Raw genomic sequence first — 22,375 nt, 5'->3', positions numbered from 1 at the left:
CGTGTCCCGCGTCAGCGGCGCGCGAGGACGGCCAGCGCCAGCGCACCGCCCCACCCGGCCACCACGACCGGCGTCTCGACCGGGTCGAACCCGCCCGGGCGGACACGGTCACGGCTGCACCGCTCGCTCGGGTAGCCCACCGCCAGCCCGGTGCCCAGCCGGCGGAGCACCCGGCGGGCGCGGTCGTCCTCGCCGCGCCACAGCCGGGCGGTGGCCCACAGCTGCGGCCCGAGGAGGTAGGGCGGCGCGCTGTACGCCGTGCCGAACCACAGCCAGTCGCGGACCAGGTGCTCCGGGCTCCCCGTCAGGAACGGGACGTCGAAGTGCCGGCGCCGCCGCAGCGCGACGACGTGGCCGACGGCCTGGGCGGCGAGCTGGACCGAGGAGACCGTCGCGAGCGTCCACCGGTGCGGCACGCCGCCGGAGCGTAGGACCCCTCGGGCGGGTCAGGCCGGGTCGAGCCCGGAGTACACCCGCAGCGCGTTGCCGCCCAGCACGAGCGGGACGACGTCGTCGGGCAGGCCGAGCGAGGCGACGGCGCGGGCGTTGGCCGCCTGCCCCGGCACCCCGGGCCAGTCGGTGCCGTAGATCCACTTGCGGGCCAGCCGGCCGAGGTCGAAGCGGGCGTAGTACTCCGGCAGTCGCTTCGGCGGCAGCCCGGACAGCTCGATCCAGACGTTCGGCCGCGACACCGCGAGGAAGGCCGCGGCGTCGTACCACCAGCCGCGGCCGCCGTGGGCGAGCACGACGTGCAGGTCGGGGAAGTCGCGCAGCACGGCGTCGAGCAGCTGCGGATCGGCGTAGGCGTTGGTCGACCCCGGGAAGCTGCTCGTGCCGCAGTGCACCACCAGCGGGACGCCGCGCTCGACGAGCACCGCGTAGGCCGGGTACATCGCCGCGTCGTCGGCGCGGAAGCCGCCGTGCACCGGGTGGATCTTCAGCGCCGCCGCGCCGAGGTCGAGCTGGCGCTCCAGCTCCCGGGCGATCGGGAAGTGCAGGTGCGGGTTGACGCTGGCCACCGGCCGGAACCGCCGCGGGTTGGCCTCGACCAGCGGCAGCAGGTCGTCGAAGAGCTGGTAGCCGGTGGCCTTGGGGCTGTACTCGCAGAACAGCAGGGCGACGTCGACGCCCTCCTCGGCGAACAGCCGGTCGAGCGTCTCGGGGTCGGGCGTGCCGTCGGCGCGCCAGACCTCCTCGAGGACGCCCGGCCGGCCGAACCGCCGCGCCCAGTCCACCCACGCCGGCGCCAGCGAGGTCAGCGTGGGCACGTGCACGTGCGCGTCCACCAGGACGTGTCCGTCGAGCACGCCTGCGATGCTCTACACCCCTGCGCCGCCGGTCAAGGCCGGGTGTAGCCCGTCGCCGCGCGGGAGCCGCTCACCGGAAGCGGCGGAAGTCCGGCTGCCGCTTCTCGGCGAACGCCTGCGCTCCCTCCATGCCCTCCTCGCTGACCGCGAACTGGGCCAGCCCGTCGAAGGCGAGGTGGGAGATGCCGGAGAGGTGGTCGGAGTCGGCGTTGAAGGAGTGCTTGAGGAAGCGCAGCGCCGTCGGCGAGTAGGAGCCGATCCTGCGCGCCCACTCGCGGGCGGTGTCGAGCAGCTGGTCCCGCGGGACCACCGCGTTCACCAGCCCCCAGCGCTCGGCGGTCGCGGCGTCGTAGCGGTCGAGCAGGAACCAGATCTGGCGGGCCCGCTTCTCCCCCACCACCCGGGCCAGGTACGCCGAGCCGAAGCCCGCGTCGAAGGAGCCCACCCGGGGGCCGGCCTGGGCGAAGGTGGCCTCCTCGCAGGCGACGGTGAGGTCGCACAGCACGTGCAGGACGTGGCCGCCGCCGATCGCGATGCCGTTGACCGCGGCGATGACCGGCTTGGGGATGTCGCGGATGATCCGGTGCAGCCGCTCGATCTCGAAGGTGCCCCACTCCGTCTCGCCGTAGCCGCCGGTCTCCGCGCGCTCCTTGACGTCGCCCCCGGTGCAGAAGGCGCGCTCGCCGGCCGCGGTGAGGATCACCGAGCCCACCCGGTGGTCGGCCCAGGCGTGCTTGAACGCCGAGATCAGCTCGTCCACCGTGCGCCCGCGGAAGCTGTTCATCCGCTCCTGCCGGTCGATGGTGATGACCGCGTGGTCGTCCTCCTCCACCTCGTAGCGGATGTCGGTGAACTCCTCGGGCTTCATCTGCTGGACCCTTCGTCGCGTCCGGTGGGGTATGTCGTCATGTTGACGGTCGTCACGCGGCGGTGGCAAGCTCCGGCCGTGCCTGCCCGCCGCTGCCTGGTCACCGGCGCGGGGCGCGGGATCGGCGCCGCCGTCGCCCGCCGGCTGTCCGCGCAGGGGCACGCCGTGGCCCTCACCGCGCGCAGCGGCGCCGAGCTCGAGGCGGTCGCCGGCGGGCTGCCCGGCCCCTCGCTCGTCGTCCCGGCCGACCTGACCGCACCGGGCGCGGCGGAGGACGTCGTCGGCCGGGTCGAGCGGGAGTGGGACGGCCCGGTGGAGGTCCTGGTGCTCAACGCCGGCGCCGGGGTCTCCGCGCCGCTGGCGCGCACCACCGACGAGGACTGGGCCCGGATGCTGGAGCTCAACCTGACCGCACCCTTCCGGCTGCTGCGCCGCGCGCTGCCCGGCATGGTCGACGCCGGCTGGGGCCGCGCGGTGGCCGTGGCGTCCGTGGCCGCCAAGCGCGGCGACCCCTACGTCGCCGCCTACACCGCCAGCAAGCACGGCCTGCTCGGCCTGGTGCGGTCGGCGGCCGCCGAGGTGGCCGGCCGCGGGGTCACCGTCAACGCGGTCTGCCCGGGCTACGTCGACACCCCGATGACCGAGCGCACGGTCGCGGCCATCAGCGAGACGACCGGGCGCACGGCGGAGCAGGCCCGGGAGGCGCTGGCGCGGCGCCAGCCGATCGGCCGGCTGGTCGACCCGGAGGAGGTCGCCGACGCCGTGCTGCTGTGCGTGGCGAGCGCGGCGGTCACCGGGCAGGGGATCAACGTGGACGGGGGGTCGGTGCAGTCGTGAGCGGACAGGGGCGTGAGCACCGCAGCGAGGAACGAGCGAGGAGCGGAGCGCCCCGCGGGAGCGGACGGGAGGCATCGTGAGCGGACTCGAGCGGGTGGACCCGCCGGAGCTGGCCCGGCCGTCGGGCTTCGCGCACGCCGTCGTCGCCGGTCCGGGACGGGTGGTGTTCCTCGCCGGGCAGACCGCGATGGACGCCGACGGCCGGATCGTCGGGGACGGCGTCGTGGCCCAGTTCGAGCGGGCGCTGGGCAACCTGCTGACCGCGCTGCGGGCCGCCGGCGGGCAGCCGGGCGACCTCGCCTCGCTCACCGTCTACGCCGTCGACCTGGCCGACTACCGGGCGCACGCCCGCGACATCGGCCGCGTGTGGCGCCGCCTGGTCGGGGCCGACTACCCGGCGATGGCCGGCATCGGCGTGGCCCGGCTGTGGGACGACGAGGCGCTGGTGGAGGTCCAGGGCTCCGCCGTCCTGCCCGCCTGACCCGCGGGTCCTCGACCGGCGACGACGGCTGCGGGCGCCCGCAGGTCAGGTCAGCTGTCGGTGCACGAGGGCCAGTGGTCCGCTGCACACTCCGGTCAGCTCCGCCACCCCGCCGGCGGGTCGGGGATGGCGCCGCCGCCGAGCTCGGTGGCGTCGGGCACCTGCAACTGCTCCCGCCATCGGTCCACGTCGGCCTCCGTCATCGGGAACGTCCGCTGCGGCGCCGCCGCCCGGCGGTGCGCGATCCGGGCGAGCTGGACGTCCTCGTCCACGGGGAGGTGGACCACCTCGCAGGATGCGCCGGCCGATCGGGCCAGCCGGCGCAGGGCCGACCGTTCATCGCGGCCCCAGAGCCCGGAGTCGAGCACGACGCTGGTCCCCAGCCGCAGCGCCTGCAGAGCGACCGAGATCAGCCGTCCCTCCAGCACGAAGCGCCTGCCGTCGGCCATCGGATCGCCGAACAGCGGGACCATCCAGTGGTCCGGGGTCAGTCGCAGCGCCCGGTGTCCCGAGGCCAACTCGGTGGCCCGGGTGGTCTTCCCGGCCGCCGGGAGCCCGACCATCAGGAGCACCGTGGCCGCGGACGGGTCCCGGGGTACCGGGTGCGCCGGCACCGTGCTCACCCGGCGACGAGGCGGGCCGCCTGCTCGGCGGCCGGCCCCGCCAGCCGCTCGTGCAGCCGGGCGAAGAGGTCCGCGGCGCGCACACCGTTCCAGTCGGCGGGCAGCAGGTCCAGCGGCAGCCCCGGGTCGGCGTAGGGCAGCGCCCGCCAGTCGGTGAGCAGCCGGACGTAGTCGGCGAAGGCGCGCGCCGGGTCCGGGCGCCCGCGGCCGGCCGCCACGCCGGCGTGCCGGTCGAGGAAGAGGGCGTAGCGCTCGTGCAGCGCGTCGAGGTCCCACCAGCGGGCCACCGCCTCCCGGGCGGCACCCCCGGGCACCCGCGCCCGGGTGAACAGCTCCACGTAGCCGTGCAGGTCCCGGCGGCGCAGCACCTCCTCGGCCTCCTCGGCCAGGTGCGCCGGGGCGATCCAGACGCCGGGCGCCACGGTGCCGAAGCCCAGCCGGGTCAGCTCCGAGCGCAGCCGGTGCCGCTGCTCCCGCTCGGACTCCGGCACGGAGAACACCACCAGCAGCCAGCCGTCGTCGGCCCCGGCCCGCCGCCGGCCGAAGATCCGGGCGTCGCCCTCGGCCAGCGCCTCGCGGGCGGCGTCGGTGAGCGCGTACCCGGCGACGTCCCCCTCTCGCCGGGCCTCGAGCCACCCGCGCCGCTTGAGCCGGGAGACCGTCGAGCGGACGGCGGGCTCGTCGACGCCGAGGGCCGCCATCAGCCGCACCAGCGCCGCCACCGACAGCCAGCCGCCGCGTTCCCGGGCGTACAGGCCGTAGAGGGTCACCACCAGCTGCCGCGGCTGCGTCACCACCCCGGTGGCCACGTCGGCGGGGACTGCGGCGGTCACGGCGACACGATACGGAACCGGGAGCGGTATGCCGCGGTGTTGACTCCCGTCAGGGGAACGCCATACTGAGGCGCAGGGTGCGGCCGGGCCGGACCCGGCGACCTCCGGGAGGCAGATCCCCATGACGCTGAGCGCGCCGTCGCTGACCCCCTCCGCCCACGTGGACACCTTCTGCCGGGACAACCTGCCCCCGCCGGACACCTGGCCGGTGCTGGACCTGGGCGACCTGGCCTACCCCGACCGGCTGAACTGCGCGACCGAGCTGCTCGACGGCACCATCGACCGGCTGGGCGCCGACCGGCCCTGCCTGCGCACCCCCGACGGTGAGGTCTGGAGCTACGGCGAGCTGCGCGCGCGGGCGAACCGGATCGCCGGCGTGCTGACCGGCGAGCTGGGCCTGGTGCCGGGCAACCGGGTGCTGCTGCGCGGGTTCAACTCGCCCTGGCTGGTCGCCTGCTGGTTCGCCGTCCTCAAGGCCGGCGGCGTGGCGGTGACCACCATGCCGATGCTGCGCGCCGGCGAGCTGGCCACCATCGGCGAGATGTGCCGGCCGGCCCTCGCCCTCTGCGACGCCCGGCTGACCGAGGACCTCGAGCGGGCCGCCGTCCCGGGGCTGACCGTCGTCGCCTTCGGCGGGGACGGGCCCGGCGACCTCGCCGCCCGCGCCGCCGCCCGGCCGGACGTCTTCGCCGACGTCCCCACCGCCGCCGACGACACCGCGCTGCTGGCCTTCACCTCCGGCACCACCGGCCGGCCCAAGGCCACCATGCACTTCCACCGCGACGTGCTGGCCATCGCCGACACCTTCTCGGCGCACCTGCTGCGCCCGGAGCCCGGCGACGTGTTCTGCGGGTCGCCACCGATCGCGTTCACCTACGGCCTCGGTGCCCTGGTCGTCTTCCCGCTGCGGGCCGGCGCGAGCGTGCTGCTGCTCGAGCGAGCCTCGCCCGACCAGCTCGCCGACGCGGTGGCCGCCCACGGGGTGACCGTGCTGTCGACCGCGCCCACCGCCTACAAGGCGATCGTCACCGGCGGCCGGGCGCCCGCGCTGGCCGGGCTGCGCCGCGCGGTCTCGGCCGGGGAGACGCTGCCCGCCGCCGTCTGGCACGCCGTGCACGACGCCACCGGGGTGAAGGTGATCGACGGCATCGGCGCCACCGAGATGCTGCACGTGTTCATCTCCGCCGCCGACGACGACATCCGCCCCGGGACCACCGGCCGCGCCGTCCCCGGCTACACCGCCGCCGTGCTGGACGACGACGGCACCGAGCTGCCCGACGGGACGGAGGGCTCCCTCGCCGTCCGTGGGCCGACCGGGTGCCGCTACCTCGGCGGGGACCGCCAGGAGGTCTACGTGCGGCACGGCTGGAACTACACCGGCGACACCTACGTCCGCGACGCCGACGGCTACTTCACCTACCGCGCCCGCACCGACGACATGATCGTCTCGGCCGGCTACAACATCGCCGGGCCGGAGGTGGAGCAGGCGCTGCTCGGCCACCCCGAGGTGGTCGAGTGCGCGGTGGTCGGCGCCCCCGACCCCGACCGCGGCACGATCGTCAAGGCCTTCGTCGTGCTCAACCCCGACCGCACCCGCGAGGTGCCGGCGCACGAGCTGCAGGAGTGGTGCAGACAGGTGATCGCGCCCTACAAGAGCCCCCGGGCGGTCGAGTTCCGCACCGAGCTGCCGCGCACCAGCACCGGCAAGCTGCAGCGGTACCGGCTGCGGTGAGCGGCATGCGGACCGCGGTGGTCGGCGGCGGGCCGGGCGGGCTGTACTTCGCCGCCCTCGCCCGGCAGCTCGACCCGACCCACGAGATCACCGTCTGGGAGCGCAACGCCCCCGACGACACCTTCGGCTTCGGCGTGGTCTTCTCCGACGAGACCCTCGGCGGCATCGAGCACGCCGACCCGGCCGTCTACCGGGAGATGGAGCGGCACTTCGCCCGCTGGGACGACATCGACGTCCACCACCGCGGCCGGGTGACCACCTCCGGCGGGCACGGCTTCGCCGCGATGAGCCGCAGGGAGCTGCTGGGCATCCTGCAGCGCCGCTGCGCCGACCTGGGCGTGACGGTGCACTTCCGCACCGAGTCGCCCGACGTCGAGCAGCTGTGCGCCGACAACGACCTGGTCCTCGCCGGCGACGGCGCCAACTCCGCCGTCCGCACCCGCTACGCCGACGTCTTCCGGCCCACCGTGGAGACCCGCCGCTGCAAGTACATGTGGCTGGGCACCGACCTGGTGTTCGAGGCCTTCAAGTTCTACGTGGAGGAGACGCCGCACGGCGTCATGCAGATCCACGGCTACCCCTACGACCGCACCGGCAGCACGTTCATCGTGGAGATGCACGAGGACGTCTGGCAGCGCGCCTTCGCCGACGTCGCCGCGCTGGACCTCCCGCCCGGGGAGAGCGACACCAAGTCGATCGAGCTGGTCGAGCAGCTGTTCGCCGGCGTGCTCGGCGGGCACCGCGTGGTGGCGAACAACTCGAAGTGGCTGAACTTCCGCTCGCTGTCCAACGAGACCTGGCGGCACGGCAACCTGGTGCTCATCGGCGACGCCGCGCACACCGCGCACTTCTCCATCGGCTCGGGCACCAAGCTCGCCATGGAGGACGCCCTCGCGCTGGCCGCCTGCCTGCACGAGCAGCCCGACCTCGACGCCGCGCTCACCGCCTACGAGCAGGAGCGCCGGCCGGTGGTGCTGTCGACCCAGCGCGCGGCCAAGGCCAGCCTCGAGTGGTTCGAGGACATCGCCCACTACGTCGACCAGCCGCCCGAGCAGTTCGCGTTCAACATCGTCACCCGCAGCCGGCGGGTCACCCACGACAACCTGCGGCTGCGCGACCCGGAGTTCGTCGCGGGCGTCGACGCCTGGTTCGCCCGCAGCCAGCCCGAGCCGGCCGACCCGCGGCCGCCGATGTTCCACTCCTTCCGCCTCGGCGGGCTGGAACTGCGCAACCGCGTCGTGGTCTCGGCGATGGACATGTACTCCGCCGTCGACGGCCTGCCCACCGACTTCCACCTGGTGCACCTCGGCAGCAAGGCCCTCGGCGGGGCCGGGCTGGTGATGACCGAGATGGTCTGCGTCTCCCCCGAGGGCCGGATCACCCCGGGCTGCTCGGGGCTGTACACGCCCGAGCAGGAGGCCGCCTGGGCGCGCGTCGTCGACTTCGTGCACGGCACCACCGACGCGCGGATCGGCGTGCAGCTCGGCCACTCCGGCCGCAAGGGCTCCACCCGGCTGATGTGGGAGGGCATCGACGAGCCGCTGCCCGAGGGCGGCTGGGAGGTCGTCGGCCCCTCACCGGTCCCCTACTCCCCCGCCAACGCCGTCCCCCGCGAGCTCACCGAGGAGGACCTGGCCACCATCCGCGAGCAGTTCGTGGCGAGCACCCTGTCGGCCGCCCGCGCCGGGTTCGACGTCCTCGAGCTGCACTGCGCGCACGGGTACCTGCTCTCCTCCTTCATCTCGCCGCTGTCCAACCACCGCACCGACCGCTACGGCGGGACGCTGGAGGACCGGCTCCGCTACCCGCTGGAGGTCTTCGACGCCGTCCGCGCCGCGTGGCCGGCCGACCGGCCGGTGACCGTCCGCATCTCGGCGACCGACTGGTACGAGGGCGGCACCGACGTCGACGACGCCGTCCGCGTGGCCCGGGCCTTCGCCGAGCACGGCGCCGACGGCATCGACGTCTCCACCGGCCAGGTGGTCAAGGACGAGCGGCCCGCGTTCGGCCGCAGCTACCAGACCCCCTACGCCGACCGCATCCGCAACGAGGTCGGCCGCGAGCTCGGCGTCGCGGTCATCGCCGTCGGCGCGCTGTCGAGCTGGGACGACGTCAACTCCGTCCTGCTGGCCGGCCGCGCCGACCTGTGCGCGCTCGGCCGCCCGCACCTCTACGACCCCCAGTGGACGCTGCACGCCGCAGCCGAGCAGGGCTACAGCGGCCCCGGGGCGGAGTGGCCGGCGCCCTTCCGGGCCGGGAGCCGCCGGCCGCAGACCGGCCGGACCGACGGGCCGCGGCCGCGGCTGGAGCTGGTCCGCAGCGGGCACGCCGGCACGCGGCACGCCCGGTGGCGCCCGGGGCCCGGCCGGCCTTGACGGGCGGAACGGGGACCACACAGATTGGGCCGGCCGACCGAGCGAGGGAGCAGACATGACCGAGCGACCGGGCGTCCCCGCCCGCGACCTGTCCGACGAGGAGCTCGAGCGCCAGGGCGTGCACGCGCACGCCATGCGGCACTGGGTGTTCCTGCACGGCACCGCCGAGCAGTTCCGCACCCACACCGAGCGGATGCTCGAGCTCGAGCAGGAGTACCTGCGCCGGCACCCGCAGCGCACCTGGCAGGGCTCCGGCGGCGAGGCGGCCACCCCGTCGCGCGACGACCGGATCCGCGACCTGGTGCAGACGTTCTCCCGCGCGGTCACGGCACTCCTCGACGAGGAGCCGGCGCCGGCCGCGGCCGCGGGCACGCACCGCGACCCGGAGGCGGCGCAGGTCGCGCTGCTGCAGCGCTTCGCCGAGGCACCCGGCGGGCGGCTGCACAAGCTCGAGGCGCACCAGCTCGCCCGCCAGCTCGCCCCCGACAACCACCTGGTGGCCCGGCTCTACCGGCAGGACCCGCCGCTGCTGCAGGCCGAGAAGGACAGCCGGGTGCTCACCGAGGCCGGCCGGGCGTGGCTGGCCGGGCACGCCGGTGCGCTCAGCGGTCGCGGCTGAGCTCCGCCCACGCCGCCTGGGCCCGCGACGCCCAGGCGGCGTGCCGCTCGCGGAACACCTCGGCCGCCCGGTTGCCGCTCCACCGCGGCGGCAGCAGCTCGCGCGGCAGGCCGGGGTCGAGCAGCGGGAAGCGTCGCCACTCCTGCACGAGGCGGACCTGGGCGACGAGGGCCTGCCGGTCGGTGCGCGGCCGGCGCCGCCGCACGAGGTCGAGGAAGTCCTCGTAGCGGGCCTCGATCGCGTCGAGGTCCCAGGCGCTCCGGGTCAGCGACCGCTCGTCGCCGACCACCCCGGCCTGGGCGAGGAACGACCAGCTGCCCGCCAGCAGGCCCAGGTCGTCGAGGACGCGCCGTGCCTCCTCCTCGCGGTCGACCCGCGGGGTCACCCAGGTGGTGCCGTTGACCGAGCCGAGCCCTGCCCAGCCCAGCCGGGTGCGCAGCTGCTGGCGCAGCGAGCGGGCGTTCTCCGGGATGCCCACGGTGAGCACCAGCCACCGGCCGTCCCAGGACCGCCCCTCCGCGGCGAAGCCGTAGATGCGGTCGGTGCCCTCCCGCAGCAGCCGGGTGCCCGCCTCGGTGAGCGTCCAGCAGGTCTCCCGCCCCACCCGGCTGCCGGCGATCCAGCCGCTGTCGGCGGTCCGCATGATCGCCTGGCGGGCCGCCTTCTCGGCGACGTCGAGGTCGGCGAGCAGGTCGATGAGGGTCGCCGTCCACACCGGGCGGGCGCCGGGCAGCACGAACTCGCCCAGGACGGTGAGCAGCAGGCTGCGGGCGCTGGCCGCGCCGAGCTCCTGGCGCCGCGTGACGAACGGCCCCTCGACGACCTCCACACCCACCATGGTGACACCGCCCGGGTCCGGATCCCCGCCCACCGCCCGGCCGCGGTCACGACTCGGCCACGAGGCCCCCGGTCCGGGGAGTGAGGCTTGACACACTCGGCCGTGATACTACAGCATCGTGCGCTGACCGACGTGCAGTGTAGCACGTCCTGATTCTCCGGAGACGACCATGGCGCTGCACGGCCCGTTCCGCGGACGACTGCTGGGACCACTCGGCGCGGTGGCGCTGCTGTCGCTCACCACCGCCTGCGGCGGCGGCAGCCTGGGCGGCGACTCCGGTGGCGGCGGGGAGGGTGGCGGCGGGGAGGGCGGCGGCACCATCCGCGTCGGCCTGGTGATCCCCCAGGCGGGCGTCTACACGCCGCTCGGCGAGGACATGCAGCAGGGCTGGGACCTGTGGCTGGAGCAGAACGACGGGCGGATGGGCGACTACGAGGTCGAGACCGTCGTCGCCGACGAGGGCGAGGGCCCCGACACCGGCGTCCCGGCCATCCAGCGGCTGCTGCAGGAGGAGCAGGTCGACGTCGTCGTCGGCATCGTCAACTCCGCGACCGCCCTGGGCGCGGCCGAGCAGTTCACCGAGGCGCAGAAGGTGCTGATCGTGGCCAACGCCGGCGCGGGCGCGATCACCGGCGACGCCGCCTCCCCCTACGTGTGGCGGACGTCGTTCACCAACGCCCAGGTGGCCTCGGCCATGGGGCAGCACCTGGCCGAGGAGGGCGTCGGCCCGGTCTACGTGATGGCCCCCGACTACGCCGCCGGCCAGGAGGTCGTCGCCGGGTTCACCGAGGCGTTCGAGGCCGGGGGCGGCACGGTCGCCGGCCAGGCGCTCACGCCCTTCGGCACCACCCAGGACTACCAGCCGTTCCTGTCGGGGATCCGCGAGTCCGGCGCCGCCGCGACCTTCGTCTTCTACTCCGGTGCCGAGGCGGTCAGCTTCGTGCAGCAGTACGACGCCTTCGGCCTCAAGGACACCGTCCCGCTGTACGGCTCGGGCTTCCTCACCGAGGGCAGCGTGCTCGACGCGCAGGGCCAGTCGGCGGTCGGCGTGCAGACGACGCTGCACTACTCCACCGAGATCGACAACGAGGCCAACACCGCGTTCGTCGAGGCGTACCAGGCGGCCTACGACGAGCTGCCGACGGTGTTCGGCATGACCACCTACGACACCGCCAACGTGCTCGCCGACGCCCTCGCCGAGGCCGAGGGGCTCAGCGGCGACCAGCTGTCGGCCGCGCTCGACGGCCTGGGCGAGATCGAGGACAGCCCGCGCGGCCCGTGGAGCTTCACCGGCCAGTCGCCCGAGCAGAGCATCTACCTGCGCGAGGTCACCGACGAGGGCGGGACGCTGATCAACAGCGTCGTCACCGACCTCGGCTCGTTCGCCCAGCCGGGCAGCTGACCGGCGTGCCCGCCCGGGACGCGGGAGGAGGCCCCGACCGGTGATCGAGTGGTTCGACAGCAACCTCGTCAGCATCCTCAACGGCTTCGCCATCGGGTCGCTGCTGTTCATCCTGGCCGTCGGCCTGTCCATCGTCTTCGGGATGATGGACGTGCTGAACCTGGCCCACGGCGCGCTGTTCCTGGTCGGCGCGTACCTGGCCTGGAGCCTGCTGTCCGACGGCGCGACCTGGGGCGGGTTCCTGGCCGCCCTCGGCATCGCCGCGCTGGTCGGGCTGCTCGCCGGCGGGGTGCTGTCGGTCATGACCGAGCCGCTGGCCCGGCGGCCCATCCTCGACCAGGCGCTGCTCACCCTCGGGGTGTCGCTCGTGGTGGCCGAGGTCCTCTCGATCGTCTACGGCAACGACGCCCTGTCGGTCGGGGCCCCGCCCGGGCTGGCCGAGAGCGTGTCGTTCCTGGGCCGCTCCTACCCCGCCTACCGGCTGGCCCTGATCGGCGTCGGGCTGGTGCTGGCCGTCGTCGTCTACGTCGTGGTGGAGCGGACGTCAGTCGGTGCGCTGGTGCGGGCCAGCGTCGCCGACCGGGAGATGGTCTCGGCCATGGGCATCGACAACCGCAAGGTCAAGGTGGCCGTCCTCGGCATCGGGTCGATGCTGGCGACCGTGGCCGGGGTGCTCGGCGCCCCGGTCTACGGCGCCCGGCCCGGCCTGGACGACACCATCCTCATCCTCGCCCTGGTGGTCGTCGTCATCGGCGGCCTGGGCTCGGTCAAGGGGGCGTTCGTCGGCGCGATGGTCATCGGGCAGGTCGAGTCGCTGGGCCGGGCCGTGCTGCCCGACCTGGCCTCCTTCATCCTCTTCGGCACCCTGGCACTGGTCCTGGTGCTGCGGCCGCGCGGGCTGTTCGGCCCGAGGAAGCTGGCCGGGACGTGAGCGCCGCCGTGGAGTCGATCGTCGCCGACACCGCCGCGACCGGCGGCCGGCGCGGTGGGGGACGGCGGCCCTCGTCGCTGCTGCGGGCGGTCCCGGCCGTCGTCGTCCTGGTGCTGCTGGTCGCGGCGCCCTTCGTGCTCGCGCCGTTCGCGACGACGGTGCTCGGCCGCATCCTGGTCTTCGCGCTGTTCGCCGTCAGCCTCGACCTGCTGGTCGGGGTGACCGGGCTGCCCTCGCTCGGGCACGCCGCCTACTTCGGCGTCGGCGCCTACACCGCCGGCATCGTGGCGATCGAGGTGACCAGCGAGGGGCTGGTGCTGGTCCTGGTGGCCGGGCTGGCCGGGGCGGTCGCGGCCGCGGCCACCGGGTGGCTGGCGGTGCGCAGCAGCGGGGTCTTCTTCCTCATGCTGACCCTCGCCGTCGGGGAGATCGTCTACCAGCTGACCACCACGCTGGACTCGGTGACCGGCGGGTCCAACGGCCTCTACGGCATCCCGGCGGTGCGGGTCGGCGGCACCGCGCTGACGCTGGCCGGCTACGTGTACTGGTTCGTCCTGGCCGTCTTCGTGCTCGGGTTCACGGCGCTGTGGCTGGTGTCGCGGTCCCCCGTCGGCGGCGCGCTGCGCGGCATCCGCGACAACGAGCCGCGCATGCGCTCGCTCGGGTACTCGCCGTTCCGCTACAAGTACGTGGCCTTCGTGATCGCCGGTGCCGTCGCCGGCGTCGCCGGTGGGCTGTTCGCCGTCCAGGTCCGGCTGGTGACGCCGACCGAGGCGGGCTTCACCACCGGCGCCCTGGCGCTGCTCGCGGTGATCCTCGGCGGGGCCGGGTCGCTGTGGGGGCCGGTGCTCGGCGCGGCCGTCGTCGTGCTGGTGCGCGACGCGCTGGGCCCGACCCTCGAGGGCCACGGCCCGCTGGTGCTGGGCATCGTCTTCGTGCTCGCCGTCTACCTGCTGCCGCGCGGCTTCGCCGGCCTGGCCGGCATCTCCGCGGCGGTGCAGCGCCGCCGCGCCGCCTCCCGGAGGACACCGTGACCGCTCCCCTGCTGTCCCTGTCGGGGGTCAGCCGGCACTTCGGTGCGCTCAAGGCCGTCGACGACGTCACCCTCGACGTCCCCACCGGCGCGCGTCATGCGCTGATCGGGCCCAACGGCGCCGGCAAGAGCACCCTGTTCAAGCTGGTCACCGGCAGCATGCCGGTGTCGGCGGGCACGGTCAGCCTCGCGGGCACCGACGTCACCGGCCTGCCCGAGCACGCGCGGGCGCGGCTGGGGATCAGCCAGACCCTGCAGCACTCGAGCCTGTTCACCACGCAGACCGTCGAGCAGAACGTGCTGCTCGCCGCGCAGCGGCGGCACGGGTCGCGCGCGTCGCTGGTGCCGCGGCGGCAGGCCGCGGCACGCGAGCGGGTGGACGGGCTGCTGGCCGACGTCGGCCTCGAGCACCGGCGCGGCAGCCCGGTCGCCGACCTGTCCCACGGCGAGCGGCGGCAGCTGGAGGTGGCCGTGGCGCTCGCCTGCGAGCCGCGGCTGCTGCTGCTCGACGAGCCGGCGGCCGGCATGTCACCGGCGGAGAGCGCGCGGCTGGTCGAGCTGGTCCGGGCGCTGTCGGAGACGGTCACCGTGGTCATCGTCGAGCACGATCTGGACGTCGTCTTCGCCCTGGCGCGGTCGGTGACCGTGCTGCACCTGGGGCGGGTGCTGCTGACCGGCACGCCCGAGCAGGTGCGCGCCAGCGACGCCGTCCAGGAGGCCTACCTCGGCACCGGCCGGGAGTCCCTGTTCACCGACACGGCCGGACCGGCCGCCCTGGGGGTGAGCTGAGTGCTCGAGGTCCGCGGACTGCAGTCGGGCTACCGGCACAGCACCGTGCTGCAGGGGGTCGACCTCGACCTCGCCGACGGCCGGGTGCTCGGCCTGCTCGGCCGCAACGGCGTGGGCAAGACGACGCTGGTCAACACGCTCATGGGGCTGGTGCGCGCCTCGGCCGGCACGGTGCGGCTCGACGGCCGCGACCTGACCGGCCGGCGGCCCGACGTGGTCGCCCGCGCGGGGGTGGCCGTGGTGCCGCAGGGACGCCGGGTGTGGGCGCCGCTGACGGTGACCGAGCACCTGGACCTGGCCGCCCGGCGTGGCCGCGGCCGCGGTCCCTGGGACACCGGGCGGGTGCTGGAGCTGCTGCCGCGGCTGGGCGAGCGGCTCAGGCACGGGGCGGGGCAGCTCTCCGGCGGGGAGCAGCAGATGCTGGCCATAGCGCGGGCGCTGCTGACCAACCCGCGGCTGGTGCTGATGGACGAGCCGTCCGACGGGCTGGCCCCCGCGGTGGTCGACGCCATCGGTCAGGTCGTGGTGGGCATGAAGGCGGAGGGGGTCACCCTGCTGGTGGTCGAGCAGGACCTGCACCTGGCGTTCGCGGTGGCCGACGAGATCGCCGTCATGCAGAAGGGCCGGATCGTGCACCGCTGCCCGACGCCGGAGTTCCGCAGCGACAGCACCGTGGCCCACCGGCTCCTCGGCGTGGCCTGACCGCCCGGTGAGCGCCCCGGCACGGTCGCGGCTGCAGCGGCTGGGCGCCCCGGCGCTGTTCGTGCTGCTGTGGAGCACCGGCTTCGTCGGCGCGCAGTACGGGCTGCCCTACGCCGAGCCGCTGACCTTCCTGGGGCTGCGGATGGTCATCGCCGCGGCCCTGCTGGCGCTGATCGCGGTGGCCGCGCGTGCCGCCCTCCTCTCCCGGCCGGCGCAGTACGCGCACGCCGCGGTCGTCGGCCTGCTGCTGCACGCCGGCTACCTGGGCGGGGTGTTCGTCGCGATCTCCCTGGGGGTGCCCTCGCCGGTCTCGGCGGTCGTGGTGAGCCTGCAGCCGGTGCTGACCGTGGTGCTGGCCGGGCCGGTGCTCGGCGAGCGGGCCACCCGGCGGCAGTGGCTGGGGCTCGCGCTCGGGGTGGCCGGTGTCGCCGTCGTCGTCTGGCCGGGGCTGACCGCAGCGGCCGGCGCCGCGTCCCTGTCGGTGGTGGGGGTGGCCGCGTGCCTGGTGGCGCTGGCGGCGGGGACGGCCGGCACGGTGCACCAGAAGCGGTTCGGCGGTGGGATACCGCTGCTCTGGGGGACGGCGGTGCAGTACGCCGCGGCGGCGGTGGTCCTGCTGGCCGGTGCGCTGGCGACCGAGCGGATGACGATCCGCTGGACCGGCGACTTCGTGCTGGCGATGGTCTGGCTGGTGCTCGCCCTGTCGCTGGGGGCGGTGCTGCTGCTGCTCGTGCTGCTGCGGCGCGGGACGGCCGCCGAGGTGTCCAGCCTGCTGTACCTGGTGCCGCCGGCGGTGGCGCTGGAGGCGTGGCTGCTGTTCGGCACGGTCCCGTCGGCGGTGTCGCTCGCCGGGATCGCGCTGACCGCCCTGGGGGTCGCGCTGGTGGTCGTGCCCGGACGGCGCCCGGTCGCTGCTCGGCCGCCTCAGTAGGGCGGGGGCTCGCCGACGGCGGTCAGCCCGGTGGGGGTGGTGACCGTCAGCGTGCCGTCGGAGCGAAGGTCGTAGCGCCAGCCGGGTGCCTGGTGCTTGCCGCGGTGGTGGGTGGTGCAGAACCCGGCCAGGTTGGCCGCCGACGTCTCCCCGGTGGGCCAGGGGCGGAGGTGGTCGAGTTCCCCGGCGGCCGGAATGCGGCGGCGGCAGCCGGGGAAGCGACAGCGCCGGTCGCGAGCGCGGACCCATCGGTCGAGGCCCGCGGCGGGCCGGTAGCCGTCGGTGGGAGCGGGGGCGCCGAGGCCGGGGCGGCAGGTGAGGTCGTGGTCGCAGGTCTCGGGCCGGCGGCGGCAGGCGGGGCGGGCGCAAGTGCCGGCGCGGCGCAGTGCGGGCAGGTCGGTGAGGGCGAGCAGTGCGCCGGTGACGGCGTCGGTGAGGGCGATGCGCGGCCGGTCGGCCAGCCCGCCGCCGGCGGTGGCGGCCAGCAGCGCGGCGAGGTCGGCGCGCTGGGCCTCGCCGACGGCGGCGAGTGCGGTCACGGCGTCGCGGGCGGCGGTGACCCGGCCGGGTGGGCCGGCCTGCCAGGCGGTCTCATCGGCGGCGTCGGCGCGGTCGGCGGTGGTCACCATCCGGTGGGCGTGACCGAGGGCGAGGCCGGCGGCGTGCACCGCGTCCTCGGCGTCCTCGACCGCCCGGTCAGCCACCGCCCACCAGCCCGGGCCGGCGCAGGACACAGCGGAGCCCGGGGCGTCCTCGGGGTGCGGGTGGTCGACCGGCTCCCAGTCCGGGTCGGTATCGCACCCGACGTCCGGCAGAGCGGTGTCCCACTCCGGATCACCAGGCAGTGGCTCCAGTGGCGGGTCGCCGCTGAACGCATCCCGCACGAGCTCGTCGAGCCATCGGTCGAACGCCTCGGCGCTGAGGTCAGCGGCCGCCCGGTCGACCGGGCCACCGTCGCAGTCCCACGGCTCGGTGGCCTCGGGCGACTGGGCGGTGTCGCCCGGAACCTCAGCATCCGGGGCGTCGGCGCCGACGGGTGCCAGGCCGGCGAGGGCGCGGGCGAGCTGGCGGGCCATCTCCGCCGGCACCACCTGCCCGTCCACCTCACCCGGGTGGTCACCACCGAGCAGCGTCTGCACCGACGCCACCACCGTCAGCAGCACCTGCACCGGCGGCAGCTCGGACTCCCCCGGGCGCAACACCAGGTCCAGCAGGCAGTCCACCGTCTTCTCACCGCGCGTGCGGGCGTCGGCCGGATCGGCGTCGAGAGCGTCGACGTGAGCGCCCAGCGCACGCACGAACGCCTGCGCCTCCGGCGTCGAACACACCACCGTCACCGCCGACACGCCCACCGTGCGCTCCGGCCGCACCGACACGCCGCGCTGCCGCAGCGCCCGGGCCAGGTCGCGAGCGGCGTCGCGGGCGTTCAGCCGGGTGACCACCCGCCGCACCCGATCCTCCAGCTGCGCCGGCGTGGTCACCCCGCGTCGGGCGGCCAGCCAGTCCAGCAGCTCCCGCTCGACCCGCGCGCGGAGGGCGGCGTCGGCGATCGGCGCGACGTGCTCGAGCAGGCACCACAGGTGCCCGACGTGCAGCACCCCGGCCTCCAGCGCGTCGAGCACGGCCGGCAGCCGCTGGGTCAGCGTCAACGACCGCTCCAACTCCCCCTCGGCGGCCTGCGCGGTGAGGCCGAGCGCGATGGCCAGCTCCTGGGTGGCCCACTCGCTCACCGGCCGCAGCACGTCGGCGCGCGCCGCCCACCGCTCGGCCGACATCGCCCCCCGCTCGCCCTGCGTCCGGTCGGTCGACGCCGGCCGGCTCGCGGCGAAGGCGGCGACCGCCCGGGCGCGCAGCGCGGTGTGCCGGGCGACCTCCCGATCAGCGGCCTGCGCCGCACCCAGCGGACCGGCCGCCCAGCCCGCGGTCGGGGTGGCACGTGGCGCGTCGAGCACCTGCACCGCCGACCCGTCCGCCATGTACTCGATCATACGTTCGAACGCATGGCGGCACAAGCGGCATGGAAGAGAACACGCTGGTCAGCGGGTGGGCGAGTGCCCGAAGGGCACGGCCGAACGGGCGATTCAGTAGCGGTGCTGCTCCGGGTCGACGTAGCCGCCCATCTCCTCCTCGCCCGGACCGCGGTCGGCGCCGACGGTGGCCGGCTCGTCGTCCCGGCGCGGCCGGCCGGCGGCCCGCTCGCGCTCGGCGAGGTAGCGCGCCTGTCGCCCGTCGGACGGCGGGGTCGCCTCGCCGGTCCCGGGGCGGCCGTCCTGGTGCTGGCCGATGTCACGCGCGCGGTCGCCGACCCGCTTGCGCAGCCGCCCGTCCTCGCCGGCCACGAAGCCGTGGTGCTCGAACCAGGCGGTCACCTCGGCCCGCTCGGGGTGGGTGTCGCGGACCACGTTGAGCACGTAGTTCAGCCCGCGTGCGGCCGCCTCCTCCTCGAGCCGGTGCAGCGCGAAGACGCCGACGCCGGAGCCCCGCGCGGCGGCCTCGACGGCGAGCAGCACCTCGGCGTCGCCCCACACGTCGTCGAGCCAGCCGTAGCCGACGACGGTGCCCCCGCGCTCCACCCGCCACCAGTCGCTCGACAGCCGCTCCCCGGACTGCCGCGCCTCGGTGCGGAACACGCCCTCCGGCACGGTCGCGAAGACCCGCTCGCGGTCGGCGTCCCACCGCGGGTCGTCCTCGTGGACCCAGCGCAGGGTGTCGGCAGCGGGCATGGTGACCTCCGGGGGACGTGTGGCCTGCACCACATGTCTACAACTAAGTCCCCTCTTGCGCAAGGTCGTGTAGCACGTCACCATGGGAGCGACGGGCCCCCCGGGGCCGTCGCGCCCGCACCCCTGGAGGCTCCGTGACCACCGTGGAAGACCGCTCGGCGACGACGGCGGAGGGCCCGGCCCCCGTCGCGGAGCCGGCCGCGACGACCGAGGTGTCCTTCGACACCTCCCCCGACCAGTACCGGCACTGGCGGCTGTCGGTCGACGGCGAGGTCGCGACCCTGACCCTCGACGTCGCCGAGGACGGCGGCATCGTCCCCGGCTACGAGCTGAAGATGAACAGCTACGACCTGGGCGTGGACATCGAGCTCCACGACGCGGTGCAGCGGATCCGCTTCGAGCACCCCGAGGCCAAGGTCGTCGTCGTCACCAGCGCCAAGGAGCGGATGTTCTGCGCCGGCGCCAACATCAAGATGCTCGCCGCGTCGCCGCACAGCTGGAAGGTGAACTTCTGCAAGTTCACCAACGAGACCCGCAACGGCATCGAGGACGCCTCGGCCCGCTCCGGCCTGCGCTCCATCGCCGCGGTCAACGGCACGGCGGCCGGCGGCGGCTACGAGCTGGCCCTGGCCTGCGACGAGATCGTCCTCGTCGACGACAACTCCTCGGCGGTGTCGCTGCCCGAGGTCCCGCTGCTCGGCGTGCTGCCGGGCACCGGCGGGCTGACCCGCGTGGTCGACAAGCGCGGCGTGCGCCGGGACCTGGCCGACATCTTCTCCACCACCGCCGAGGGCATCCGCGGCGAGCGCGCCGTGCAGTGGCGGCTGGTCGACGCCAGCGTCAAGGCCCGCGACTTCGGGGCCGAGGTGTCCCGGCGGGCCGCCGAGGCCGCCGCCGCCTCCACCCGGCCGGGCGCCGGGGCCACCGGGGTCGCGCTGACCCCGCTGCAGCGCGAGGTCGACGGCGACACCATCCGCTACGGGCACGTGCGCGTCGTCCTCGACCGCGCCTCGGGCACCGCGACCCTGACCGTCCTCGGCCCGGAGTCGGTGCCGGGCAGCGTGGCGGAGCTGCAGGAGCAGGGCGACGCCGCCTGGCTGCTGGCCACCACCCGCGAGCTGGACGACGCGATCCTGCGGCTGCGCACCAACGAGCTCGAGATCGGCACCTGGCTGCTGCGCACCGAGGGCGACGGCGCCACCGTGGCCGCCTACGACGAGTTCCTGCTCGCCCACCGCGACCACTGGCTGGTCAACGAGACCATCGGCTTCTACCGCCGCACGGTCAAGCGCCTGGACACCACCAGCCGCAGCCTGTTCGCGCTCGTCGAGCCCGGCTCCTGCTTCGTCGGCTCGCTGGCCGAGATCGCCTTCGCCGCCGACCGCCAGTACATGCTCGAGGGCCAGTTCGAGGACGACGAGGACCCCAAGCCGCCCGCGGTGATCCGGCTGGACGAGTTCAACACCGGCCTGCTGCCGATGAGCAACGACCTCAGCCGCCTGCAGGTCCGCTTCCTCGGCAGCGACGCGGAGCTGGCCGCGGCGGAGGCGGCCACCGGGCGCGACCTGCCGGCCGCCGACGCCGCGGAGCTCGGGCTGGTCACCAGCACGCCCGACGACATCGACTGGGAGGACGAGATCCGCCTGGTCATCGAGGAGCGGGCCAGCTTCTCGCCCGACGCGCTGACCGGCATGGAGGCCAACCTCCGCTTCGCCGGCCGCGAGACGCCCGAGACGAAGGTCTTCGGCCGGCTCACCGCCTGGCAGAACTGGATCTTCCAGCGGCCCAACGCCGCTGGCCCCGAAGGAGCACTCCGCCGCTACGGAACCGGCAAGCGGGCCGACTACGACAGGAAGCGGGTCTGACCATGACCACCACCGAGTCCACCCCCCAGTCCGGCACGGTCACCGGGGACGCCCCCACCCCCACGGGGCCGCTGTCGAAGATCGACTACTCGGAGCGGATCCCCAACAACGTCAACCTGGCCGGCGACCGCAAGCTGCAGCGCGCGCTGGAGGGCTGGCAGCCGAAGTTCCTCGACTGGTGGAAGAACCTCGGCCCCTCCATCCCGACCCACGACGTCTACCTGCGCACCGCCATCGCGGTCGGCCGCGACGGCTGGGCGCACTTCGACCGGGTGCCCATGGAGGAGTACCGCTGGGGCATCTTCCTCGCCGAGCGCGACCCCGACCGCAAGGTCAACTTCGGTGACAAGAAGGGCGAGCCGGCCTGGCAGGAGGTCCCCGGCGAGCACCGCTCGGACCTGCGCCGGCTGATCGTCGTCCAGGGCGACACCGAGCCCGCCTCGGTCGAGCAGCAGCGACACCTGGGCATGACCGCGCCGTCGCTGTACGACATGCGCAACCTCTTCCAGGTCAACGTGGAGGAGGGCCGCCACCTCTGGGCGATGGTCTACCTGCTGCACGCCTACTTCGGGAAGGACGGCCGCGAGGAGGCCGAGGAGCTGCTCAAGCGCAACTCGGGCGACTACGACTCGCCGCGCATCCTCGGGGCGTTCAACGAGGAGACGACCGACTGGCTGTCGTTCTTCATGTTCACCTACTTCACCGACCGGGACGGCAAGTACCAGCTCGGCACGCTGAAGGAGAGCGGCTTCGACCCGCTGGCGCGCACCTGCGAGTTCATGCTCAAGGAGGAGGCGCACCACATGTTCGTCGGGACGACGGGCGTGCAGCGCACCGTCCAGCGGACCGCGCAGCTGATGAAGGAGCACGGCACCGACGACATCTGGCAGTACGGCGGCATCCCGCTGTCGGTGATCCAGAAGTACCTGAACTTCCAGTTCTCCGTCTCCATGGACCTCTTCGGCTCCGAGACGTCGTCCAACGTGGCGGCCTACTACACCGCCGGCCTCAAGGGCCGGTGGATGGAGACCCGCCGCAAGGACGACCACCAGCTGCACGACCTGACCATGGAGGTCCCGGTCATCGAGGGCGGGCAGCTCACCACGCGCACGGTGCCGATGCTCACCGCGCTCAACCTCGACCTGCGCAACGAGTACGCCGCGGACTGCGAGAACGGCGTCAGGCGGTGGAACCAGGAGCTGGAGGACGCCGGCCTGGAGGAGCGCCTGTACCTGCCGCACCAGGGCTTCAACCGCAAGGTCGGCGCCTTCGCCGGGCACCACGTCACACCCACCGGCGAGATCGTCGACGGGGCCACCTGGGAGGAGCGGGTGGGCGAGTACCTGCCGACCCCCGAGGACCGCGAGCGCGTGGCCGGGCTGATGGTGCCGCACTACGAGCCCGGTGAGTTCGCCGGCTGGATCGCCCCGCCGTCGGTCGGGATCAACTCCCTGCCCGTCGAGTACGACTACGTGCGCTTCTGAGC

The 22,375-nt window shown here is 74.7% G+C and carries 21 protein-coding genes; 13 read left to right on the top strand and 8 right to left on the bottom strand.

Translation table 11 applies throughout. From position 1 onward, the window contains the following. Nucleotides 1-11 precede the first annotated feature (11 nt). The 3 genes from BMZ33_RS01540 to BMZ33_RS01530 form a co-directional block, all read right to left on the bottom strand. Nucleotides 12-416, bottom strand: a complete 405-nt coding sequence (locus BMZ33_RS01540) for a hypothetical protein (RefSeq protein WP_091107067.1) — start codon at nucleotides 414-416, stop codon at nucleotides 12-14. Nucleotides 417-446: 30 nt separating this feature from the next. Beyond that, nucleotides 447-1,307 carry an amidohydrolase family protein gene (locus BMZ33_RS01535; protein ID WP_091107065.1) on the bottom strand — a complete coding sequence of 287 codons (861 nt, stop codon included), beginning with the start codon at nucleotides 1,305-1,307 and terminating at the stop codon, nucleotides 447-449. Between the two features lie 70 nt (nucleotides 1,308-1,377). Then, a complete protein-coding gene (locus BMZ33_RS01530; protein ID WP_091107062.1) occupies nucleotides 1,378-2,175 on the bottom strand; it encodes an enoyl-CoA hydratase-related protein in 798 nt (265 codons plus the stop codon). Nucleotides 2,176-2,253: 78 nt separating this feature from the next. Here BMZ33_RS01530 and BMZ33_RS01525 point away from each other — a divergent pair, with 78 nt between their 5' ends. Continuing rightward, nucleotides 2,254-3,012 carry an SDR family NAD(P)-dependent oxidoreductase gene (locus BMZ33_RS01525; protein WP_091107060.1) on the top strand — a complete coding sequence of 253 codons (759 nt, stop codon included), beginning with the start codon at nucleotides 2,254-2,256 and terminating at the stop codon, nucleotides 3,010-3,012. 76 nt (nucleotides 3,013-3,088) lie between these two features. Further along, complete coding sequence (locus tag BMZ33_RS01520) at nucleotides 3,089-3,493, top strand: RidA family protein (protein WP_169063747.1); 405 nt, start codon at nucleotides 3,089-3,091, stop codon at nucleotides 3,491-3,493. Nucleotides 3,494-3,588: 95 nt separating this feature from the next. On the opposite strand, the gene BMZ33_RS01515 is transcribed toward BMZ33_RS01520, so the two are convergent. Beyond that, nucleotides 3,589-4,056, bottom strand: a complete 468-nt coding sequence (locus BMZ33_RS01515; RefSeq protein WP_091107858.1) for a P-loop nucleotide/nucleoside kinase family protein — start codon at nucleotides 4,054-4,056, stop codon at nucleotides 3,589-3,591. Between the two features lie 56 nt (nucleotides 4,057-4,112). Further along, nucleotides 4,113-4,949 carry a PaaX family transcriptional regulator gene (locus BMZ33_RS01510; protein ID WP_169063746.1) on the bottom strand — a complete coding sequence of 279 codons (837 nt, stop codon included), beginning with the start codon at nucleotides 4,947-4,949 and terminating at the stop codon, nucleotides 4,113-4,115. Between the two features lie 121 nt (nucleotides 4,950-5,070). On the opposite strand from BMZ33_RS01510, the gene BMZ33_RS01505 reads away from it, so the two are divergent. Genes BMZ33_RS01505 through BMZ33_RS01495 form a run of 3 tightly spaced genes read left to right on the top strand, consistent with a single transcriptional unit; the run spans nucleotide 5,071 to nucleotide 9,675 of the window. Further along, a complete protein-coding gene (locus BMZ33_RS01505; RefSeq protein WP_091107056.1) occupies nucleotides 5,071-6,681 on the top strand; it encodes an AMP-binding protein in 1,611 nt (536 codons plus the stop codon). 5 nt (nucleotides 6,682-6,686) lie between these two features. Continuing rightward, a complete protein-coding gene (locus tag BMZ33_RS01500; protein ID WP_091107054.1) occupies nucleotides 6,687-9,056 on the top strand; it encodes a bifunctional salicylyl-CoA 5-hydroxylase/oxidoreductase in 2,370 nt (789 codons plus the stop codon). A 55-nt stretch (nucleotides 9,057-9,111) separates the two neighbouring features. Beyond that, entirely contained in the window at nucleotides 9,112-9,675 is a 564-nt protein-coding gene (locus BMZ33_RS01495; protein WP_091107052.1) for a DUF6158 family protein, read from the top strand. Here the strand turns inward: BMZ33_RS01495 and BMZ33_RS01490 are convergent. After that, nucleotides 9,659-10,504, bottom strand: coding sequence for a PaaX family transcriptional regulator (locus BMZ33_RS01490; protein ID WP_091107050.1), 846 nt, complete (start codon nucleotides 10,502-10,504; stop codon nucleotides 9,659-9,661). The two genes, BMZ33_RS01495 and BMZ33_RS01490, sit on opposite strands and share 17 nt — an antisense overlap. A gap of 178 nt (nucleotides 10,505-10,682) precedes the next feature. On the opposite strand from BMZ33_RS01490, the gene BMZ33_RS01485 reads away from it, so the two are divergent. Genes BMZ33_RS01485 through BMZ33_RS01460 form a run of 6 tightly spaced genes read left to right on the top strand, consistent with a single transcriptional unit; the run spans nucleotide 10,683 to nucleotide 16,301 of the window. Continuing rightward, nucleotides 10,683-11,915: an ABC transporter substrate-binding protein gene (locus BMZ33_RS01485; protein WP_091107048.1), complete on the top strand. Its 1,233-nt coding sequence runs from the start codon at nucleotides 10,683-10,685 to the stop codon at nucleotides 11,913-11,915. Between the two features lie 40 nt (nucleotides 11,916-11,955). Further along, nucleotides 11,956-12,846: a branched-chain amino acid ABC transporter permease gene (locus BMZ33_RS01480; RefSeq protein ID WP_091107046.1), complete on the top strand. Its 891-nt coding sequence runs from the start codon at nucleotides 11,956-11,958 to the stop codon at nucleotides 12,844-12,846. Further along, nucleotides 12,843-13,880 carry a branched-chain amino acid ABC transporter permease gene (locus BMZ33_RS01475; protein WP_091107044.1) on the top strand — a complete coding sequence of 346 codons (1,038 nt, stop codon included), beginning with the start codon at nucleotides 12,843-12,845 and terminating at the stop codon, nucleotides 13,878-13,880. The genes BMZ33_RS01480 and BMZ33_RS01475 overlap by 4 nt, the downstream gene beginning before the upstream one ends. Then, nucleotides 13,877-14,668: an ABC transporter ATP-binding protein gene (locus BMZ33_RS01470; protein ID WP_091107042.1), complete on the top strand. Its 792-nt coding sequence runs from the start codon at nucleotides 13,877-13,879 to the stop codon at nucleotides 14,666-14,668. The genes BMZ33_RS01475 and BMZ33_RS01470 overlap by 4 nt, the downstream gene beginning before the upstream one ends. Next, on the top strand, nucleotides 14,669-15,370 hold the full coding sequence (locus BMZ33_RS01465; RefSeq protein WP_091107040.1) for an ABC transporter ATP-binding protein: 702 nt from the start codon (nucleotides 14,669-14,671) through the stop codon (nucleotides 15,368-15,370). Between the two features lie 7 nt (nucleotides 15,371-15,377). Beyond that, a complete protein-coding gene (locus tag BMZ33_RS01460) occupies nucleotides 15,378-16,301 on the top strand; it encodes a DMT family transporter (protein WP_091107037.1) in 924 nt (307 codons plus the stop codon). On the opposite strand, the gene BMZ33_RS01455 is transcribed toward BMZ33_RS01460, so the two are convergent. Both BMZ33_RS01455 and BMZ33_RS01450 read right to left on the bottom strand, forming a co-directional pair. Next, nucleotides 16,295-18,277: an HNH endonuclease signature motif containing protein gene (locus tag BMZ33_RS01455; protein ID WP_091107854.1), complete on the bottom strand. Its 1,983-nt coding sequence runs from the start codon at nucleotides 18,275-18,277 to the stop codon at nucleotides 16,295-16,297. The genes BMZ33_RS01460 and BMZ33_RS01455 overlap by 7 nt on opposite strands. A gap of 105 nt (nucleotides 18,278-18,382) precedes the next feature. Then, nucleotides 18,383-19,024 (bottom strand): GNAT family N-acetyltransferase, encoded by a 642-nt coding sequence (locus BMZ33_RS01450; protein WP_169063745.1) that lies wholly within the window; start codon nucleotides 19,022-19,024, stop codon nucleotides 18,383-18,385. A 134-nt stretch (nucleotides 19,025-19,158) separates the two neighbouring features. Between BMZ33_RS01450 and boxC the strand changes: the two genes are divergently transcribed. Continuing rightward, a complete protein-coding gene (gene boxC, locus BMZ33_RS01445) occupies nucleotides 19,159-20,889 on the top strand; it encodes a 2,3-epoxybenzoyl-CoA dihydrolase (RefSeq protein ID WP_091107033.1) in 1,731 nt (576 codons plus the stop codon). A gap of 2 nt (nucleotides 20,890-20,891) precedes the next feature. Continuing rightward, the gene (gene boxB, locus BMZ33_RS01440; RefSeq protein ID WP_169063744.1) at nucleotides 20,892-22,373 is read left to right on the top strand and encodes a benzoyl-CoA 2,3-epoxidase subunit BoxB; all 1,482 of its coding nucleotides are present in this window, start codon (nucleotides 20,892-20,894) and stop codon (nucleotides 22,371-22,373) included. Nucleotides 22,374-22,375: the final 2 nt, after the last annotated feature.

Source organism: Geodermatophilus dictyosporus, from assembly GCF_900115505.1.
In the GTDB taxonomy this organism is placed as follows: Bacteria; Actinomycetota; Actinomycetes; order Mycobacteriales; family Geodermatophilaceae; genus Geodermatophilus; species Geodermatophilus dictyosporus.
This window is presented reverse-complemented; position numbering and strand designations above follow the sequence as displayed.

Excerpts from the sequence above, each read along its gene's own strand:
- BMZ33_RS01530 (WP_091107062.1), bottom strand. The coding sequence starts at position 2,175 with ATGAAGCCCGAGGAGTTCACCGACATCCGCTACGAGGTGGAGGAGGAC.
- BMZ33_RS01515 (WP_091107858.1), bottom strand. The coding sequence starts at position 4,056 with ATGGTCGGGCTCCCGGCGGCCGGGAAGACCACCCGGGCCACCGAGTTG.
- BMZ33_RS01495 (WP_091107052.1), top strand. The coding sequence starts at position 9,112 with ATGACCGAGCGACCGGGCGTCCCCGCCCGCGACCTGTCCGACGAGGAG.
- BMZ33_RS01500 (WP_091107054.1), top strand. The coding sequence starts at position 6,687 with ATGCGGACCGCGGTGGTCGGCGGCGGGCCGGGCGGGCTGTACTTCGCC.
- BMZ33_RS01505 (WP_091107056.1), top strand. The coding sequence starts at position 5,071 with ATGACGCTGAGCGCGCCGTCGCTGACCCCCTCCGCCCACGTGGACACC.
- BMZ33_RS01455 (WP_091107854.1), bottom strand. The coding sequence starts at position 18,277 with ATGGCGGACGGGTCGGCGGTGCAGGTGCTCGACGCGCCACGTGCCACC.
- boxB (WP_169063744.1), top strand. The coding sequence starts at position 20,892 with ATGACCACCACCGAGTCCACCCCCCAGTCCGGCACGGTCACCGGGGAC.
- BMZ33_RS01450 (WP_169063745.1), bottom strand. The coding sequence starts at position 19,024 with ATGCCCGCTGCCGACACCCTGCGCTGGGTCCACGAGGACGACCCGCGG.
- BMZ33_RS01485 (WP_091107048.1), top strand. The coding sequence starts at position 10,683 with ATGGCGCTGCACGGCCCGTTCCGCGGACGACTGCTGGGACCACTCGGC.